Origin of the sequence: Mesorhizobium sp. WSM3862, from assembly GCF_002294985.1 — a bacterium.
GTDB lineage: Bacteria > Pseudomonadota > Alphaproteobacteria > Rhizobiales > Rhizobiaceae > Mesorhizobium.
The window spans coordinates 403,353-419,772 of sequence record NZ_NSGE01000004.1 but is presented as its reverse complement, the minus strand read 5'-3'; the positions used below and the strand labels follow the sequence as shown (position 1 = coordinate 419,772).

Here is a 16,420-nt window from a genome sequence, read left to right as displayed (position 1 = left end):
CGGCTAGCTTCCGAAAATTCCTTGGCGGAGGATGAACCTTTTTGGACCGACCAGCGACAGAGCCACGAGGAGCCAGGCGGCTCGACCGGCCATGAACGCGGCGACCGAAACCGATCGCGCGCTTGTAGACCGGGTCGCGAAGGGCGACCGGGCCGCCGTGCGGCTCCTGTTCATGCGTCACCACGCGCGGATCTACCGTTTCGTGGCGCGCCAGACGGGATCGGAAATGATGGCCGACGATATCACCAACGAGGTCTTTCTCGAATTGTGGCGCCAGGCGCCGAGCTTCGAAGGCCGCTCCGAAGTCTCGACCTGGCTGCTCGGCATCGCCCGCTTCAAGGCACTGTCCTTGCTGCGCAAGAAGAAGGAAGACTGGATCGACGACGATGCCGCGGCGCAGGTTCCCGACAGCGCCGACACGCCGGAAGTGGTCACCATGAAGGAAGACAAGGCCGCCGCCTTGCGCCGCTTTGTCGATGCCTTGCCGGACGAACACCGCACGGTGGTCGATCTTGCCTATTACCATGGCCAGTCGGTGACCGAGATCGGCGAGGTGCTCAACATCCCGGTCGCCACCGTCAAGACCAGGATGTTCTACGCCCGCAAGAAACTCGGCGAAGCCCTCAAGGCGGCCGGTTACGACAGGGGGTGGCCATGAGCGCCGCTGAAAAGATGTCGCGCCGCGACGAGATGGAGACGCTGCTGCCGTTCTACCTCAACGGTTCGCTGGAAGGCGCAGAACTCGAAGCCGTCGAGGAATGGCTGGCCTCCGATCCTGCGGCGATGGCCGCGCTCGGCGAGGCGGAAGCCGAATTCTCCGGCACCGCCGCCGCCAACGAAGCGATCCGACCGCCGGCCGACGCGCTCTCCCGCTTTGCAAGGGCGCTCGACGCCGAGGCCGGTCCGGCGCGCGCGCCCGCCGGCCAGTCATGGCTGGCGAAGATCTTCGGCCGGGTCACGGCGATCCCCTCGGGCGTCGCCTGGACGGCGGCCGCGGCGCTGCTTGCGCTGGTCGTCGCGCAGTCTTTCGAGCGGCTGGGCGGCAAGGGCAACGACTTTGAAATCGCCGGCGCTCAGGATGATCTGGCAAATCTGCCCTTCGCCCTGATCAAGTTCAAGCCGGATGCCAAGATGTCGGACATCGCCGCCTTCCTTGGGCAGAACGGGCTGAAGATCGCCGGCGGGCCGACCGCCGACGATGTGTTTCACGTGACGATCCCGGCCAGCACGGCGGCCGACTACGACAAGCTGGTCGGCCTTATTGCCGCCCAGCCTTTCGCGGAAGCTGTGGCGCAGGGAAGGAAACCGGTCGATGGCGGCTAAGGCGGTCGTTCTTCATGCGGCAATCCTCGCGGCGACATTTGTAGGCGCTCCCGCCGTTGCGCAGACCAACGATCCGAACCTCTCGCAAAAGCAGATCGACTGCCTCAACCGCACGACGGCGGCCGGCGCTGACTGCGAGGACGGCGCCAAGAATGGCGGCGGGAAATCCGGCGCGGGCAATGCCGCCGGCGGCGCTGTGTTCCTGCCGGCGCTGATCGTCGACCTGTTCCCGAATCCGCCTGCACGGCCGACGCCTGCGCCAACGCAGCCGGCGCCTCCAAAGAGTCCAACAAGCACAGCGGCGCCCGCTCCGCCGCCAAGCGGCCCCGTCACACCGCCTACCGGGCTCAATCTCGCCGCGCCGCCGCGTGCGGTCAGTGGCGAGTTCGTGCCCGACGAGGTGCTGGTGACGGTCGCCGGCGATGCCGGCGCGGTGCAGCAGATCGCCACCACCTTGGGCCTGCAGGTGCGCTCGCAGCGCCAGTCGCGGCTGCTCGGCACAACGCTGGTGCGCTACGGCATTCCGGACGGACGGCCGGTCGGCGTCGTGCTGGCGCAGCTTGCCGCCGACGGGCGTACGCAGCGGCGTGAGCCCAACCACATCTATTCGCTGCAGCAGGCCGCCGGCATCGTGAACTATGCCTTCGAGCGCATCGCGCTCGATTCGAAACAGGCGAGCGGCGAGAACGTGCGCATTGCCGTCATCGACACCGGCATCGACGATACCAACCCAGCACTGAAAGGCGTGATCGCCGGCCAATTCGACGCCATGCCGAACGTGCCGATCAAGAAGCGCGACCACGGCACCTCCGTCGACGGGCTGATCGCCGGCGTCGGCGCGCTGGAAGGCATCGCGCCGGGCGCCAAGATCTATCACGCACGGGCCTTCGAGGGCGGCAAGTCGAGTATGGACGTCATCCTGTCGGCGCTCGACTGGGCGGCGGAACAGGACGTGCGCATCATCAATATGAGCTTCGTCGGGCCGAAGAACGACCTCCTCGGCACCGCCTGCCGCAATGCGCGCGCGCTCGGCATGGTGCTGGTCGCAGCGGCCGGCAACAACGGGCCGAAGGCGCCTTACGGCTATCCGGCAGCCTTCGACGGGGTCATCGCGGTCACCGCGACCGACGCCAAGGACGGGCTTATGCCCCAAGCCAATCGCGGCGCCTATGTCTTCCTCTCGGCGCCGGGCGTTGAGATGGTTGCGCCGAGCGGCACCGGCTCGGACGTGGTGACCGGCACCTCCTTCGCCGCCGCGATCGTCTCAGGCGCGATCGCCAACCTGATCCATGCCGCCCCCGACCGCTCGGCCGATGAGATCGAGAAGGCGCTGGCGGCCACGGCCAAGGATCTCGGCCCGAAGGGGCGGGACAATGACTTCGGCTATGGGCTGTTGGATATCAAGGCGGCCGCAGCGGCGAAGGAGTGAGTCTCGTGTTTGAGGCTCATGCCCCGATGCTCTTCTGTTGCAACTCAATCAATTGGCTATCGCAAATGACCGCGATGAGCGGAGTCGGCCGTTCGACAAATAGGCACGAACATCTTAGCTTCTACAAATGATAGCCGATCTTCCCGAACTTCGGGGCGCTCGCCTCATCCTTCGCAGACCAATTCCCCAAGATGTGGACACGCGGCTAGCGCTTGGTCGGCATCGCGAGATCGTTGAAGCCTATGGTCGGAGATTCGGCCCAAACACAACCTTTACCCGAGGAGAAGCCGAGGCTGCCATTCGCTTCATCGAGCAACAGAACTGTGCCTGGGTCATTGATGCCGGTTCCTTCGTCGGCCATGTCCGCCTGCACAGCATAGATTGGCAGGACAAGAGGGCAGCCTTGGCCATCGGCATCGACGACCAAGCATATCTAGGCAAGGGGTATGGTACCGAAGCGATCAGGCTTGTGCTCGAATATGCGTTCGGTCGTGGCCTGCATCGAGTTTCGCTAAGGGTCTTATCGAGCAATTTCCGCGCGATCGCCTGCTATCGCAAGTGCGGATTTGTGGAGGAGGGGCGCGAGCGCGAAGCCGCATTCGTCGGCGGGGCTTGGCAGGATGACATCATTATGGGGCTGCTGGACAGAGAATTCAGTCCGTTCTGAAGGTCGACCCCCCCGGTCGCTTCAGAAGAATTGAGGTTTGACCTACACCGGCGCGCCGGCCACCGATCCCCGCACCACCAGATCGACCGGCCAGACCTCGCCGCGCGCGCCCTCTTCCAGCCCTGATATGCGCGCCGCCAGCCGCTCGGCCACGCGCGCGCCGGCAAGGCGGATCGAGGAGCGGGTGGTCGAGAGCGGCACCGGGAAATTCTCCGGCCGCAGCCAGGGGAAGACGTCGTCATGGGCGACCAGCGACAGATCGCCCGGAATGGTCAGGCCGAGATCGCGTACGGCGCGGACGACACCGAGCGCCATGATGAGACTGGAGCAGACGATCGCCGTCGGGGCTCCGCTTTCTTCGAGCAGGCGGCGGGCGGCGCGATAGCCATTTTCCTCGGTCATGGTCGTGGAACAGATGTGGCGCTCGCCCAGTGTCAGTCCGCTGGCGGCAAGCGCCCGGCGCACGCCGCGCTCGCGATGGATGGCGAAGGTCTCGCGGTCGTCGCCGTTGATCAGCGCCAGCCGCTTGTGGCCGAGCTGGACGAGAAGCCTGGCCGCTTCGTGGAAGGCGCCCTCGTTGTCGATATCGAGATAGGGATAGTCGAACTCAAAACCCTCGCTGCGGCCATGGACGATGAAGGGGATGCCCAGCGTGTTGACCAGCGCCAGCCGCCGATCGGCGGGGCGTGGCGAGGAAATGTAGACGGCGTCGACCTGCCGGTTGGCGACGATACGCCGATAGGTCGTCTCCTGGTCGTCGGCGTCGGCCGGCGAGAGCACCAGATCGAGCTCGTGCGAGCGGGCATAGTCGCCGAGACCCGAAAGAAACTCGACGAAATGCGGATCGATGTCGACGGCGTTGCCGGTCGGCAGCACATAGCCGATCATTCCCGATTTGCCGGTGGCCAGCCGCCGCGCGCTGGGGTTCGGCCGGTAGCCGTGGCGCTTAGCGGCATCAATCACGCGACGCCGCGTCTCCTCGCTGACCTCCGGGTAGCCGTTCAGCGCCCGGCTTACCGTGGTTTGCGAAAGCGACAGCATGTGCGAGAGTTGCTTGAGGTTCATCGAGGCCTCCAGCCTCAAAGCGCTTTCAATTTGAATCGATCCGAGGATCGCTGGCGCCATGGCCCAGCGTTATGACCTTAGGGGCGGCCACAGGCAGTTTGAAGCCGAAATTGCTGCTGCAGCGCCAAAAAAGCTTGCTGCATTGCACTTTTTCCTTTCTCGCAAGCGGATTTAAATCGATTAGCACGGCGGCCCTCTTGACTTCCGCCCAATTCAATGGCGAGATCAGAGTAGCCAAAGCGCTTTGGAAGACTCTTCGAAAGGTTGCGGTTGCCTTCTCGCTGAGTCACAGTTCCGTGGGCGTCGGCGGACGAGATGGAGGTTTCGTCCGAACTGTCTCAACACTGGGAGGACTGCCATGAAGAAAATGCTTCTCTTGGGTGCTGCGTTCGCTGCGCTCACCCTTGGCCTGCCGGCACATGCCGAACTGAAATTCAAGCCGGGCGAGGATTCGAAGTTTCATTGGGCGAATTACGACGATCTCAAGAAGGTCGACCTCAAGGGCGAAACGCTGACCATCTTCGGTCCGTGGCGCGGCGAGGACGAGACGCTCGTGCGTTCGGTGCTCGACTATTTCTCCGAGGCGACGGGAGCAGAGGTCAAATACTCCTCGTCGGAGAATTATGAGCAGCAGATCGTTATCGACACACAGGCCGGCAGCCCGCCCAACATCGCCATCCTGCCACAGCCGGGACTGATCCAGGATCTCGCTTCCAAGGGTGTGCTGACCCCGCTGGGCGACGACGTCGCCGCCTGGATCAAGGAAAATTATGCCGCCGGCGACTCCTGGGCCAAGCTCGGCACCTATACGGGCAAGGACGGCAAGCCGGGCTTCTATGCCTTTCCCTACAAGATCGACGTGAAAGGTCTGGTCTGGTACTCGCCAGATAATTTCGAGGAGGCCCGCTACAAAGTTCCGAAGACCCAGGAGGAACTGGCCGATCTCGAAAAGAAGATCATTGCCGACGGCGGCAAGCCCTGGTGCATCGGGCTGGGTTCGGGCGGCGCCACCGGTTGGCCGGCGACCGACTGGGTCGAGGACATCATGCTGCGCACCCAGCCGCCGGAAGTCTACGACAAATGGGTGAAGAACGAGATTCCCTTCACCGATCCGGCCGTGGTCAACGCCCTCGATATCTTCGGCAAGATCGCAACCGACGACAAGATGGTCGACGGCGGTGCCAAGGCAGTCGCGGCAACCGACTTCCGCGACAGCCCAAAGGGCCTCTTTACGGTGCCGCCGAAGTGCTACATGCACCATCAGGCATCGTTCATTCCTTCCTTCTTCCCGGAGAATGTGAAGCTCGGCCAGGATGCGGACTTCTTCCCCTACCCGCCCTACGCCTCGAAGCCGGAACTGGGCACGCCGCTGGAAGTGGCCGGAACGCTGGTGATGATCACAAAGGATTCCAAGGCTTCGCGTGAGTTCATCAAGTTCCTCGAGATGCCGCTCGCGCATGAATTGTGGATGGCGCAGAAGAGCTTCGTCACGCCCTTCAAGGGAGCCAACAAGGACGCCTATGGCAGCGACGCGCTGAAGAAGCAGGGCGAGATCCTGGTCGGGGCCACCACGGTGCGTTTCGACGGCTCGGACCTGATGCCCGGCAAGGTCGGCGCAGGCTCCTTCTGGACCGGCATGATCGACCTAGTCGGCGGCAAGTCCGCCCAGGACGTCGCCGCCGATATCCAGAAGAGCTGGGATGCCATCAAGTAGGCCGCCGCGCGCGACCCGAGACTTCCTCATCCTCCTACCGGATCCGGGCTACGGCCCGGGTCCGACCGGCAGCCCACGCCGGAAGCCTTCGCGTCTCGACTGTTCCGAATAACTGAAAGTCGGTGCATGCGGCCGAGCCTTGGCCGGCCGGTCATGCCCAGGGAGAGGGACCCATGGCGGCTCAGATTTTCTCGGCCATATTCGTCATCATCATCGGCGTCGGCGGCTGTGTCGCGTATTTCTGGGGCGCCAACAAGCTGCTCGATCTGATCTTTCCGTCGCGCGGCGTCTCCGGCAGCGCCGCCGTCGACAATCTGCGCCGGCAAGGGCTGGTGCGGCCATGGCTGTTCGTCGGGCCGGCGATGATCATCCTGACCATCTATCTGATCTATCCGGTGATCGAGACGCTGCGGCTCTCTTTTCTCGACCGCGGCGGCGAGCACTTCGTCGGCCTCGCCAACTACCAATGGGCGTTCAGCGACCAGGATTTCCGCAACTCGATCTTCAACAACATCTTATGGCTGGCGGTGGTGCCGGCGGCCTGCACCTTCCTCGGCCTGATCATCGCCGTGCTCACCGACAAGATCTGGTGGGGAACGATCGCCAAGAGCCTTATCTTCCTGCCGCTGGCGATTTCTTTCGTCGGCGCCAGCGTGATCTGGAAATTCATTTACGAGTATCGCGGCGAGGGCCAGGTGCAGATCGGCCTGCTCAACGCCATCATCCAGTATTTCGGCGGCCAGCCGCAGGTCTGGATATCGCTGCCGTTCTGGAACAATTTCTTCCTGATGGTGATCCTGATCTGGATCCAGACAGGGTTCGCCATGGTGATCCTGTCGTCGGCCTTGCGCGGCATTCCGGAAGAGACGCTGGAGGCGGCCGTCATCGACGGCGCCAACCCGTTCCAGATCTTCTGGAAGATCATGGTGCCGCAGATCTGGGGGACGATCGCAGTTGTCTGGACCACCATCACCATCCTGGTGCTGAAAGTGTTCGACATCGTGCTGACCATGACCAACGGCCAATGGAACAGCCAGGTGCTCGCCAATCTGATGTTCGACTGGATGTTCCGCGGCGGCGGCGATTTCGGCCGCGGCGCCACGATCGCCATCATCATCATGATCGCGGTCATCCCGATCATGGTCTGGAACATTCGCCAGGCCAACAAAGAGACGGGAGGACACTGAGATGGCTGCGACCCGCGGAAAGTCCTTCGTCGGCCGATTCGGCGTTCATCTCGCCGTGCTGGTCTTCGTCGTCATCTGGACCATCCCGACACTCGGCATCCTCGTGTCGTCGCTGCGCGACAAGGACCAGATCATCGCGTCGGGTTGGTGGAACTCCTTCTCAAGCTCCAGCCAGACCGAGGCTGGGCGTCTGCCGGCTGCGTCCGCACAAACCCAGAAGGACGGCAAATACGTCATCGAAGGCAACGTCTTCGGCGATGGCGCCAAGCGTGCGATCAGCGCCTTCGGCACCAAGGCGGCGGCGCCGACACAATACAAGGCCGGCACGGCCGCCGATCTCGGCGATGGGGTGTCGCTGCAGGTCAACGCCGACGGCACGTTCGTGCTGTCTTCGCCGAAGGCCTTCGAAGGCGATCGCGGCCAGCGTGTCTATTATGCCTCCTCGGCGCCGCCGAAATTCACCACGGAAAACTACGAGAACGTGCTTCTGTCGCAAGGTATCGGCCGCTCCTTCATGAACTCGCTGACCGTGACCATTCCGGCGACGGTGATCCCGATCCTGATTGCGGCCTTCGCCGCCTATGCGTTGGCCTGGATGCGCTTTCCCGGAAGGGCGCTGCTGATTGCGGTGATCATCGGTCTGCTCGTGGTGCCGCTGCAGATGTCGCTGATCCCGCTGCTCAAGCTCTACAACGGCGTCGGGACCTTCTTCGGTGTGCCGTCGAAAACCTATCTCGGCATCTGGCTGGCGCATACCGGCTTCGGCCTGCCCTTCGCCATCTACCTGCTCAGAAGCTATATCGCCGGCCTGCCGCGCGAGATCATGGAATCGGCACGGATCGACGGCGCCAGCGATTTCGAGATCTTCGTCAAGATCGTGCTGCCGCTGTCCTTCCCGGTGCTTGCCTCCTTCGCCATCTTTCAATTCCTGTGGGTGTGGAACGATCTGTTGGTGGCGATGGTTTTCCTCGGCACGGCGCCCGACCAGATCGTGCTGACGGCGCAACTCAACGCGCTGCTCGGCTCGAGAGGCGGCAATTGGGAAATCCTTACGACATCGGCCTTCATCACCATCATCGTGCCGCTGATCGTGTTCTTCTCACTGCAGCGCTATTTCGTCCGCGGGCTGCTTGCCGGCTCGGTGAAAGGAGGTTGAGACAATGCAATCGGCTTTGAAGACGAGTTCGAGACCGGACCCCGCCGTCGACCGCGACTGGTGGCGGGGCGCGGTGATCTACCAGATCTATCCGCGCTCTTATCAGGACTCGAACGGCGACGGCATCGGCGACCTGCAAGGCATTGTCCGGCGGCTGCCCTACATCGCCTCGCTCGGCGTCGACGCCATCTGGATCTCGCCCTTCTTCAAATCGCCGATGAAGGATTTCGGCTACGATGTGTCGGACTATTGCGACGTCGATCCGATGTTCGGCACGCTGGCCGACTTCGACGCGCTGGTGGCGGAAGCCCATCGGTTGGGCCTCAAGGTGATGATCGACGAGGTGCTGTCGCACACCGCCGACATCCACCCCTGGTTCAAGGAAAGCCGCTCCAGCCGGACCAATCCGAAAGCCGACTGGTATGTGTGGGCGGACGCCAAGCCCGACGGCACGCCGCCCAACAACTGGCTGTCGATCTTCGGCGGCTCGGCCTGGCAATGGGATACAAGCCGCCAGCAATATTACATGCATAATTTCCTGGCCGAGCAGCCCGATCTCAACTTCCACAACGCCGAGGTCCAGGACGCGCTGCTCAACATCACCCGCTTCTGGCTGGAGCGCGGCGTCGACGGCTTTCGCCTCGACACCATCAATTTCTACTTCCACAGCCTGGGGCTGGAGGACAACCCGCCGCTGCCGCCGGAAGAGCGCAACGACCAGACGGCGCCGGCCGTGAACCCCTACAATTACCAGGACCATATCTACGACAAGAGCCGGCCGGAGAATCTCGGTTTCCTTGAGCGCTTCCGCGCGCTGCTCGACGAATATCCGGCGCAAGCCGCCGTCGGCGAGGTCGGCGATTCGCAGCGCGGGCTGGAAGTGGTGGCCGCCTACACCGCCGACGGCAAGCGCGTTCACATGTGCTATTCCTTCGACTTCCTGGCACCGGAAAAGATCAGCGCCGCCAAGGTGCGGGCGGTACTGGAGTCTTTCGGTCGGGTCGCCAGCGACGGCTGGTCGTGCTGGGCCTTCTCCAATCATGACGTGATGCGCGTGGCCTCGCGCTGGGCCGCCAACGAAGCGGACCCGAGCGCTTATCTCAAGGTAATCTCGGCGCTGTTGATGTCGCTGCGCGGCTCGGTCTGCATCTATCAGGGCGAAGAGCTCGGCCTCGGCGAGGCGGAACTCAAATTCGAGGACCTGCAAGACCCCTACGGCATCCGTTTCTGGCCGGAATTCAAGGGCCGCGACGGCTGCCGCACGCCGATGGTGTGGGATGCGGCGGCCAAGAATGGCGGCTTCTCGACCGCCAAGCCATGGCTGCCGGTGCCGGGCAAGCATCTGGCGCAAGCCGTGAATGTGCAGCAGGGCGATCCGGGCTCGCTGCTCGAGCACTACCGGCGCTTTCTCGCCTTCCGGCGTCAGCATCCGGCGCTGGGCAAGGGCGCCATCGACTTCATCGAAAGCGATGGCGACACCGTCGCCTTCACGCGCCGCGAAGGCAACGAGCGCATCGCCTGCGTCTTCAACCTCGGCAGCAAGCCGGCCGAAGTCGATCTCGGCAAGGGCTCGCTGCAGACCTTGCCGGGACATGGCTTTTCGGGACAAGGTGGCACCGGGCCCATCCGCCTTGGCGGCTATGGCGCCTGGTTCGGGCGGATCGACTGAGTTGAGAACAGACAATCACTGGGAGAGGAAACCATGGCCGATGTCACGCTGAACCAGGTGAAGAAATCATACGGCAACCTCAACATTCTCCACGGCATCGACCTCGACATCAAATCGGGCGAGTTCATCGTGTTCGTCGGGCCGTCGGGCTGCGGCAAGTCGACATTGCTGAGGTCGATTGCCGGTCTCGAGGAAATCACCTCCGGCGTGCTCCAGATCGACGGCGAAGTTGTGAACGACGTGCCGCCTTCGAAGCGGGGCATCGCCATGGTGTTCCAGTCCTATGCGCTCTATCCGCATATGACCGTGTACGACAACATGGCCTTCTCGATGAAGATCGGCAAGGAAAGCAAGGCCGAGATCGACAAGCGCGTGCGCCAGGCGGCCGAGATCCTGCAGCTCACCAAGTATCTCGACCGCCTGCCCAAGGCGATGTCGGGCGGCCAGCGCCAGCGCGTCGCCATCGGCCGTGCCATCGTGCGCAATCCGAAGGTGTTCCTGTTCGACGAGCCGCTGTCGAATCTCGATGCGGCACTGCGCGTCGCCACCCGCATCGAGATCGCCAAACTGAAAGAATCGATGCCGAACACGACGATGATCTACGTCACGCACGACCAGGTCGAGGCGATGACGCTGGCGGACCGCATCGTGGTGCTGAAGGAAGGCGTCGTCGAGCAGGTCGGCACGCCGATGGAGCTCTACAAGCGGCCGGGCAATCTCTTCGTCGCCCAGTTCATCGGATCGCCGGCCATGAACATATTGCCGGCGAAGATCGAGAAGGCCGGCAATCCGACCGTGGTCAGCCATGTCGGCGACCGCAAGGCGACGGTGCCGATCACAACGCCCGCTTCGGCGAACGGCGCGGCGGTGAGCTTCGGCGTGCGGCCCGAGGATCTCGCGATCGCGACGGGGACGGATTACCTGTTCGAAGGCAAGGTCGATTATATCGAGCAGCTCGGCGAGGTTCAGCTCGTCTATGTCGACATCGGCCGCGCCGATCTGCCGCTGGTGGCCAAACTGCCGGGAAATGTCGAGGTCAAGCGCGGCGAGACGCTGCGGCTCAGTGCCGGCGCCGGGGATCTGCACATCTTCGACGCGGAGGGGCATTCCTTCACGCTGCATCGCGACGAGGCGAAGGCGGCCTGACGCTCGGTGCTGCCGTTTCGGCCATGAGGCACGAGGCGGTCCGGATAAAGAAAGAGCGGCGAGGTTTGGCCTCGCCGCTCCTTTTTCGTCAACTGCTTGCGGCTGTTAGCGGCCGAACAGATTGCGGTCGCTGCCCTGCGGGGCCGACTTGTGCACGTCATTCGACGAGTTCAGCAGCTTGTAGACCGGCGAGTCGGTGCCCACCGACGAAGTGCGGGTCGTGTCGACGGCAGGGGCCTGCTGGCTGGCGCCAGCCGAGCCGTAATTGTCGCTGCCTGCGAAAGCTGCGCCGGAGAGGGCCAGAACGGCCGTTGCGGCAAGAACGATCTTCTTCATTTCAATACTCCTGAATTCTTAACCTGATGTCGTTTTCCAAAACTGCGGTACACTTTTGGGCGACATGCCTGGGGACGCGGCGGGTGAACCCACCGCCTGTCTCCTGTCGGCCATGGCCCCTCATGGATCATGGCCAGGTTCGGCAGTTTAATTGTTGCCGAAGAGGTTGTGGTCCGCGCCCTGGGTGACGGGCTTCTGAGCGGCCGCTTCCGACCTGTGGGTCGAGGCCGTGCGAGAAGTGTCGACCGCGGCGGCCGGCTGATTGGCGGCGTTGGAACCGTAGTTGTCGCTACCAGCGAAGGCGCTGCCGGAAATGGCCAGAAGGGCGGCGGCAGTGAGAACAATCTTTTTCATTTTTGGTACTCCAGTATGTTTTTTCGTCCGTCTAGCGGCGTGTCTTGGGAGTGAAAATCGCGTCGTTCGGACAAGGCCCGATGTGGGTGAGCCGGCTGCCGGATTCCAATCACGAAGTTGTTTCGGCTGGACCATGAATCCCCATCTTGAAATTGTACCAATCGCCCGCCACGATCGGTTTTTACACTGTTGAATCAGTTAGTTATCGCACTTATCCATTTGGCTCACCAAGTGTACACGCGCGCCGATGTTCACCCCGCCCTGCACGCACCGTCAACAGAAACGAACTGTTCGGTTCGATTTTAGAATCTCCTAATAGTCACTTTCCGATACCGCTTAACCATTTTGGACCTACCGGCTTGATTCGGGAGCGTTGCCGCCCACGGGTCAAAGGCGTCGGCAACTCTGGGCGCAGCCTCGTCTGAGCGTCCTTCTCTCCGATCTGGAAGGATCGCGCCGGCCGGGCGCCGAGCCTGCTCGCGCGTCAGCGTCAGCACCAGATCGAAGCCGTCGCGACGATCGTCCAGTTCAATCAACTCGTCGCGGAAGTCGACCTCGTTTGCGGGCAACCGAAATCTTGTCGGCGGAGCCTGCCGAAGAGGCCGGCAGGCTCCTTGGAAACCTTTCTCAGCCGGCGGCGAAAGGCACGGCGACGAATATCTGCGCGTCGCCGCGATCGACCAGCAGCAGCACCGACTTCCTGCCGGACTTGCCGGCCTCGGCGATCGCCTGGTTCGCTTGCCTTGCGTTTTTCACCGGCGTGCGGTCGACGGCGACGATGACATCGCCGGGTTCAATGCCGGCCGCGGAGGCCGCCTTGTCCGGGTTGACGCGCTCGACCACGGCGCCGCGCTGATTGTCGGCCAGGTTGAGCTGCTCCCGGATGTCCGGCGTGAGGTCCGTAAGGCCAAGGCCGAGCGAGGGCACGCGCAGGCCCTGTTCGGCAGATGGCTTGCCGCCCTCGTCATTCGAGGCGGTCTTCTGGTCTTCGGCATTGCGGCCGACATCGGCCGAGATCTGCATCGCCTTGCCGTTGCGCCAGACACTCAGCGTTTCCTTGCTGCCGGGGGAGACGTCGGCGACGGCGCGCGACAGATCCTTGGGGTCCTTGATCTCCTGGCCGGCGAAGCCGGTGATGACGTCGCCGGTCTCGATGCCGGCCTTGGCCGCCGGCGAACCGTCGGTGACCGCCGCGACCAGCGCGCCGCCCGGATGGTCGAGGCCGATGGCGCTAGCGACGTCCTGCGTGACCGGCTGGATCTGCACGCCAAGATAGCCGTATTCGATGTCACCGCCCTTCATAAGCTTGTCGACCACTTTTTGTGCCTGGTCCGAAGGAATGGCGAAGCCGACGCCGACGCTGCCGCCATTGGGCGAATAGATCGCCGTGTTGATGCCGACCACATTGCCCTTCACGTCGACAAGCGGGCCGCCGGAATTGCCGTGGTTGATCGGCGCGTCGATCTGGATGAAATCGTCGAACGGCCCGCTGTGCAGGTCGCGGCCGCGCGCCGAGACGATGCCGGCGGTGACCGTGGTGCCGATGCCGAACGGATTGCCGATCGCCAGCACCTGGTCGCCGGTCATCAGCTTGTCGGAATCGCCCCATTTGACGGTCGGCAGCGGCTTGCTCGCCTTGACCTTGAGCACCGCCAGATCGTTCTTTGCGTCGTGGCCGACGAGCTTGGCGGGAAGCTCGGTGCCGTCGTCGAGCGTCACCTTGATCGAGGTCGCGCCGTCGATGACGTGGTTGTTGGTGACGATGGTGCCATCGGACCCGACGATGAAGCCGGAGCCCAAAGCCTCCTGCCGCGGCGCCTGCTGCGGCGGCGTCTTGGGCATCGGGATGCCCTGGTCGCCGAAGAACTGCTGGAAATACTGGTCGAAGGGCGAATTGCCGTCGAAAGGCGAGCCGTCGTCCGTCGCGCCGGGCTGGGCTTTCATCACGGTCGTCACGGTCACGACTGCCGGCTTGGTGGTGGCGACAACCGGCGCGAACGAGCCGTTCGGGGCGGTAATGCCGGCGACCGGCGTCTGTGTCGTCGCGACCACGTTGCTCAGGCCGGCATTGCCGGGATTTTGCGCAAAGGAAACAACGACGGGGGAGATGATCAGCGCAGCGCCCAGCAGGGCCGCGACGCGATGTCTGCGAAGAATGCTAAATGGTGACATGGTCGTTTCTGTCCGGGCGAGAGTTGATCCGGCGCCGCGGACGGCTCTCTCCAAGGACGCGCCCGTCGGCGTGTCGACGGCCGGGATTGCCCGTCTCGCCATGCTTGGCAGCCGGCCGGATCGACAGCCACGCATTTAGGGCGTGGAATGGTCCGAATTAGGGTTTTGGCGCGACCTTACAAAGATTTAATTCAGAGAGCGCTCACGAAGCGCTCTCGGCGGCGTAGGTAGGAAGACGCGATCTCTCCCATCCTCGCGCGGCCGAAACTCGGGCCATGGCCGCCATGGCCGAGGCGTATCGGCAGGTCGAGCAGCCGCTGCATGGTGCGGCAATAGGCGGCGCGGTCCGAATCCGGCAGGTCGTCGATCAGCATGCCGTCATAGATGGCGTCGCCGGCGAAGAACAGGCCGTCGGCCTCATCGAACAGCGCGATCGAATCCGGCGAATGTCCGGGCAGATGCAGCACGCGGAATTTCCGATCGCCGAGGTCGACGATGTCGCCCTCGTCGAGCATTCGCGTCAACGGTGCGGAAGGGATGCGATAGTCAGCCGCCTTCCAGCCGGGCGCCGGCAATTTGGACACCGCATCATCGAGATTGTGGAACATGTTGGCGTAGGTGACGGCATCATCCATGCCATCGAACTCCGCCGCACTGACCTTCGGCCCCATCCTGAGCGGGAATTCGTGCAGCGAGCCGACATGGTCGAGATGAATGTGGGTGGCGACGACGATCAGCGGCTTGCCGGCCGGGCTGTCGATCTCGGGCGCCAGCGGGCAGATGCCCATGCCGGTGTCGACCAGCAGGTCGGCGTCCCGGCCCTTGAAATGCCAAATATTGGCGCGCACGAAATCGTGCACGAATGGCTCGGTCAGCATCGTCGTTCTGGCATCGACAATGGATTTGCCGAACCAGTCGCCCACCACAAGGTCGCCCATCAGACGAACGGCTTTCCGACCTTGTATTTTTCCGGCACCAACCGCTTCAGATAGGCCATGCCGGCCTCGGACAACTGGTTGACGTCCGGCTTCATGAAATTGTCCGGCATGTGGCGGGTCTTGCCGGCCACAGCCTCGAGCGGCACCTTCTTCAGCACGGTCTTGGTGCCGTCATATTGCAGCGCCACCGAGCCGCCACCCTCCCCGGCAACGGCGACCGCGAACGCGCCGGCTTCGAAGGCTTCCTTGGCGTCCACGGGGCTGATCGCCCCGACATAGCCGCGCGGCATATAGCCCAGGGCATCGACGCGCGCCCGCTTGCCTGGCAGGCCTTCCGCCAAAGCGCGTTCGAGCGCCGCCGGCAGATCGCTGCCCGACAATTTGACGTTGCCGTGCTGGTCGCGCTCGAGCTTTTCCGGCGGCACCAGGCTCTCGACCAACGCCTTGCCGTCGGCGGTGCTGACGCCTTCCGAGACGGCGACGATGCAGCGCTTGTGGCGGTCGAGCGTCCTGCGGACATCATCGATGAAACGTTCGGCGGAGAAGGCGCGCTCCGGTACATAGACCAGATGCGGACCGCTATCCGGATCGAGCTGCCAGGCGGCGGCCGCGGCAGTCAGGAAGCCGGCGTGCCGGCCCATGACGATGCCGACATAAATGCCGGGCAACGCGCGGAAATCCAAATCGACCGACAGGAAAGCGCCGGCGACGAATTCGGCCGCCGAGATGAAGCCCGGTGTATGGTCGTTCTCCTCGAGATCGTTGTCGATGGTTTTCGGCGCATGCACGAAGGCGATCGCGCCGCCGGCGGCGTCGGTCAGGATCTGCTGGGTGCCCGAAGTGTCGTTGCCGCCGATATAGATGAAGGCATCGGCGCCGGCCTTCTTGAGGCCGTTGAGGATGACCTCGCAATAGGCCGCGTCGGGCTTGTCGCGGGTCGAGCCAAGGGCGGCGCTCGGGGTGCCGGCGATCAGCCGCAGCCGATCTTCGGGGATGGCTGAGAGGTCGACATAGTTGCCGTCGCGGATGCCGCGCACGCCATGGATCGAGCCGAGCACCTTGGCGCCGGGATGCCGCTTGCGGATCTCCAGCGTGGCGCCGACGACCGTCTGATTGATGACGGCAGTCGGGCCGCCGCCCTGCGCGATGACAAAGGTTCCGGCCATGATCGTTCTCTCCCGAGGCGAAGCTTTTCAGAGCACCTTCGCCTGTCTTGCGGCATCACGCAACGGGAGAAAGGAGGAGCATGATCCCGAAAAAATAG

The 16,420-nt window shown here is 63.5% G+C and carries 15 protein-coding genes; 9 read left to right on the top strand and 6 right to left on the bottom strand.

The window, feature by feature from the left end; all coding sequences use genetic code 11:
* The first annotated feature begins 91 nt into the window (after positions 1-91).
* From CK224_RS14420 to CK224_RS14405, 4 genes are all read left to right on the top strand, one after another.
* Positions 92-658: a sigma-70 family RNA polymerase sigma factor gene (locus CK224_RS14420; RefSeq protein ID WP_095782222.1), complete on the top strand. Its 567-nt coding sequence runs from the start codon at positions 92-94 to the stop codon at positions 656-658.
* Positions 655-1,323 carry an anti-sigma factor gene (locus CK224_RS14415; RefSeq protein WP_095782221.1) on the top strand — a complete coding sequence of 223 codons (669 nt, stop codon included), beginning with the start codon at positions 655-657 and terminating at the stop codon, positions 1,321-1,323. Before CK224_RS14420 ends, CK224_RS14415 begins: the two co-directional genes overlap by 4 nt.
* Positions 1,313-2,752: a S8 family serine peptidase gene (locus CK224_RS14410; RefSeq protein WP_095782220.1), complete on the top strand. Its 1,440-nt coding sequence runs from the start codon at positions 1,313-1,315 to the stop codon at positions 2,750-2,752. The genes CK224_RS14415 and CK224_RS14410 overlap by 11 nt, the downstream gene beginning before the upstream one ends.
* Positions 2,753-2,879: 127 nt before the next feature.
* Positions 2,880-3,419, top strand: a complete 540-nt coding sequence (locus CK224_RS14405) for a GNAT family protein (RefSeq protein WP_066996000.1) — start codon at positions 2,880-2,882, stop codon at positions 3,417-3,419.
* Positions 3,420-3,461: 42 nt separating this feature from the next.
* Here CK224_RS14405 and CK224_RS14400 read toward each other — a convergent pair whose 3' ends face one another.
* Positions 3,462-4,484 carry a substrate-binding domain-containing protein gene (locus CK224_RS14400; RefSeq protein ID WP_066996003.1) on the bottom strand — a complete coding sequence of 341 codons (1,023 nt, stop codon included), beginning with the start codon at positions 4,482-4,484 and terminating at the stop codon, positions 3,462-3,464.
* Positions 4,485-4,842: 358 nt separating this feature from the next.
* Between CK224_RS14400 and CK224_RS14395 the strand changes: the two genes are divergently transcribed.
* The 5 genes from CK224_RS14395 to ugpC all read left to right on the top strand — a co-directional run bounded on the left by CK224_RS14395 (position 4,843) and on the right by ugpC (position 11,356).
* Positions 4,843-6,198: an ABC transporter substrate-binding protein gene (locus tag CK224_RS14395; protein WP_095782219.1), complete on the top strand. Its 1,356-nt coding sequence runs from the start codon at positions 4,843-4,845 to the stop codon at positions 6,196-6,198.
* Between the two features lie 173 nt (positions 6,199-6,371).
* A complete protein-coding gene (locus CK224_RS14390) occupies positions 6,372-7,385 on the top strand; it encodes a sugar ABC transporter permease (RefSeq protein WP_066996012.1) in 1,014 nt (337 codons plus the stop codon).
* Between the two features lies 1 nt (position 7,386).
* Complete coding sequence (locus CK224_RS14385) at positions 7,387-8,541, top strand: carbohydrate ABC transporter permease (protein WP_066996015.1); 1,155 nt, start codon at positions 7,387-7,389, stop codon at positions 8,539-8,541.
* Positions 8,542-8,545: 4 nt separating this feature from the next.
* Positions 8,546-10,210, top strand: a complete 1,665-nt coding sequence (locus tag CK224_RS14380) for an alpha-glucosidase (RefSeq protein ID WP_095782218.1) — start codon at positions 8,546-8,548, stop codon at positions 10,208-10,210.
* A gap of 33 nt (positions 10,211-10,243) precedes the next feature.
* Positions 10,244-11,356 (top strand): sn-glycerol-3-phosphate ABC transporter ATP-binding protein UgpC, encoded by a 1,113-nt coding sequence (gene ugpC / locus CK224_RS14375; RefSeq protein ID WP_095782217.1) that lies wholly within the window; start codon positions 10,244-10,246, stop codon positions 11,354-11,356.
* 105 nt (positions 11,357-11,461) lie between these two features.
* Here ugpC and CK224_RS14370 read toward each other — a convergent pair whose 3' ends face one another.
* From CK224_RS14370 to CK224_RS14345, 5 genes are all read right to left on the bottom strand, one after another.
* On the bottom strand, positions 11,462-11,692 hold the full coding sequence (locus tag CK224_RS14370) for a DUF680 domain-containing protein (RefSeq protein ID WP_066996024.1): 231 nt from the start codon (positions 11,690-11,692) through the stop codon (positions 11,462-11,464).
* 147 nt (positions 11,693-11,839) lie between these two features.
* Positions 11,840-12,046 (bottom strand): DUF680 domain-containing protein, encoded by a 207-nt coding sequence (locus tag CK224_RS14365; protein ID WP_066996029.1) that lies wholly within the window; start codon positions 12,044-12,046, stop codon positions 11,840-11,842.
* Positions 12,047-12,673: 627 nt separating this feature from the next.
* A complete protein-coding gene (locus tag CK224_RS14355) occupies positions 12,674-14,218 on the bottom strand; it encodes a DegQ family serine endoprotease (protein WP_066996035.1) in 1,545 nt (514 codons plus the stop codon).
* Between the two features lie 191 nt (positions 14,219-14,409).
* On the bottom strand, positions 14,410-15,156 hold the full coding sequence (locus CK224_RS14350) for an MBL fold metallo-hydrolase (RefSeq protein WP_170950293.1): 747 nt from the start codon (positions 15,154-15,156) through the stop codon (positions 14,410-14,412).
* Positions 15,156-16,322 carry a diphosphate--fructose-6-phosphate 1-phosphotransferase gene (locus CK224_RS14345; protein WP_066996041.1) on the bottom strand — a complete coding sequence of 389 codons (1,167 nt, stop codon included), beginning with the start codon at positions 16,320-16,322 and terminating at the stop codon, positions 15,156-15,158. The genes CK224_RS14350 and CK224_RS14345 overlap by 1 nt, the downstream gene beginning before the upstream one ends.
* Positions 16,323-16,420: the final 98 nt, after the last annotated feature.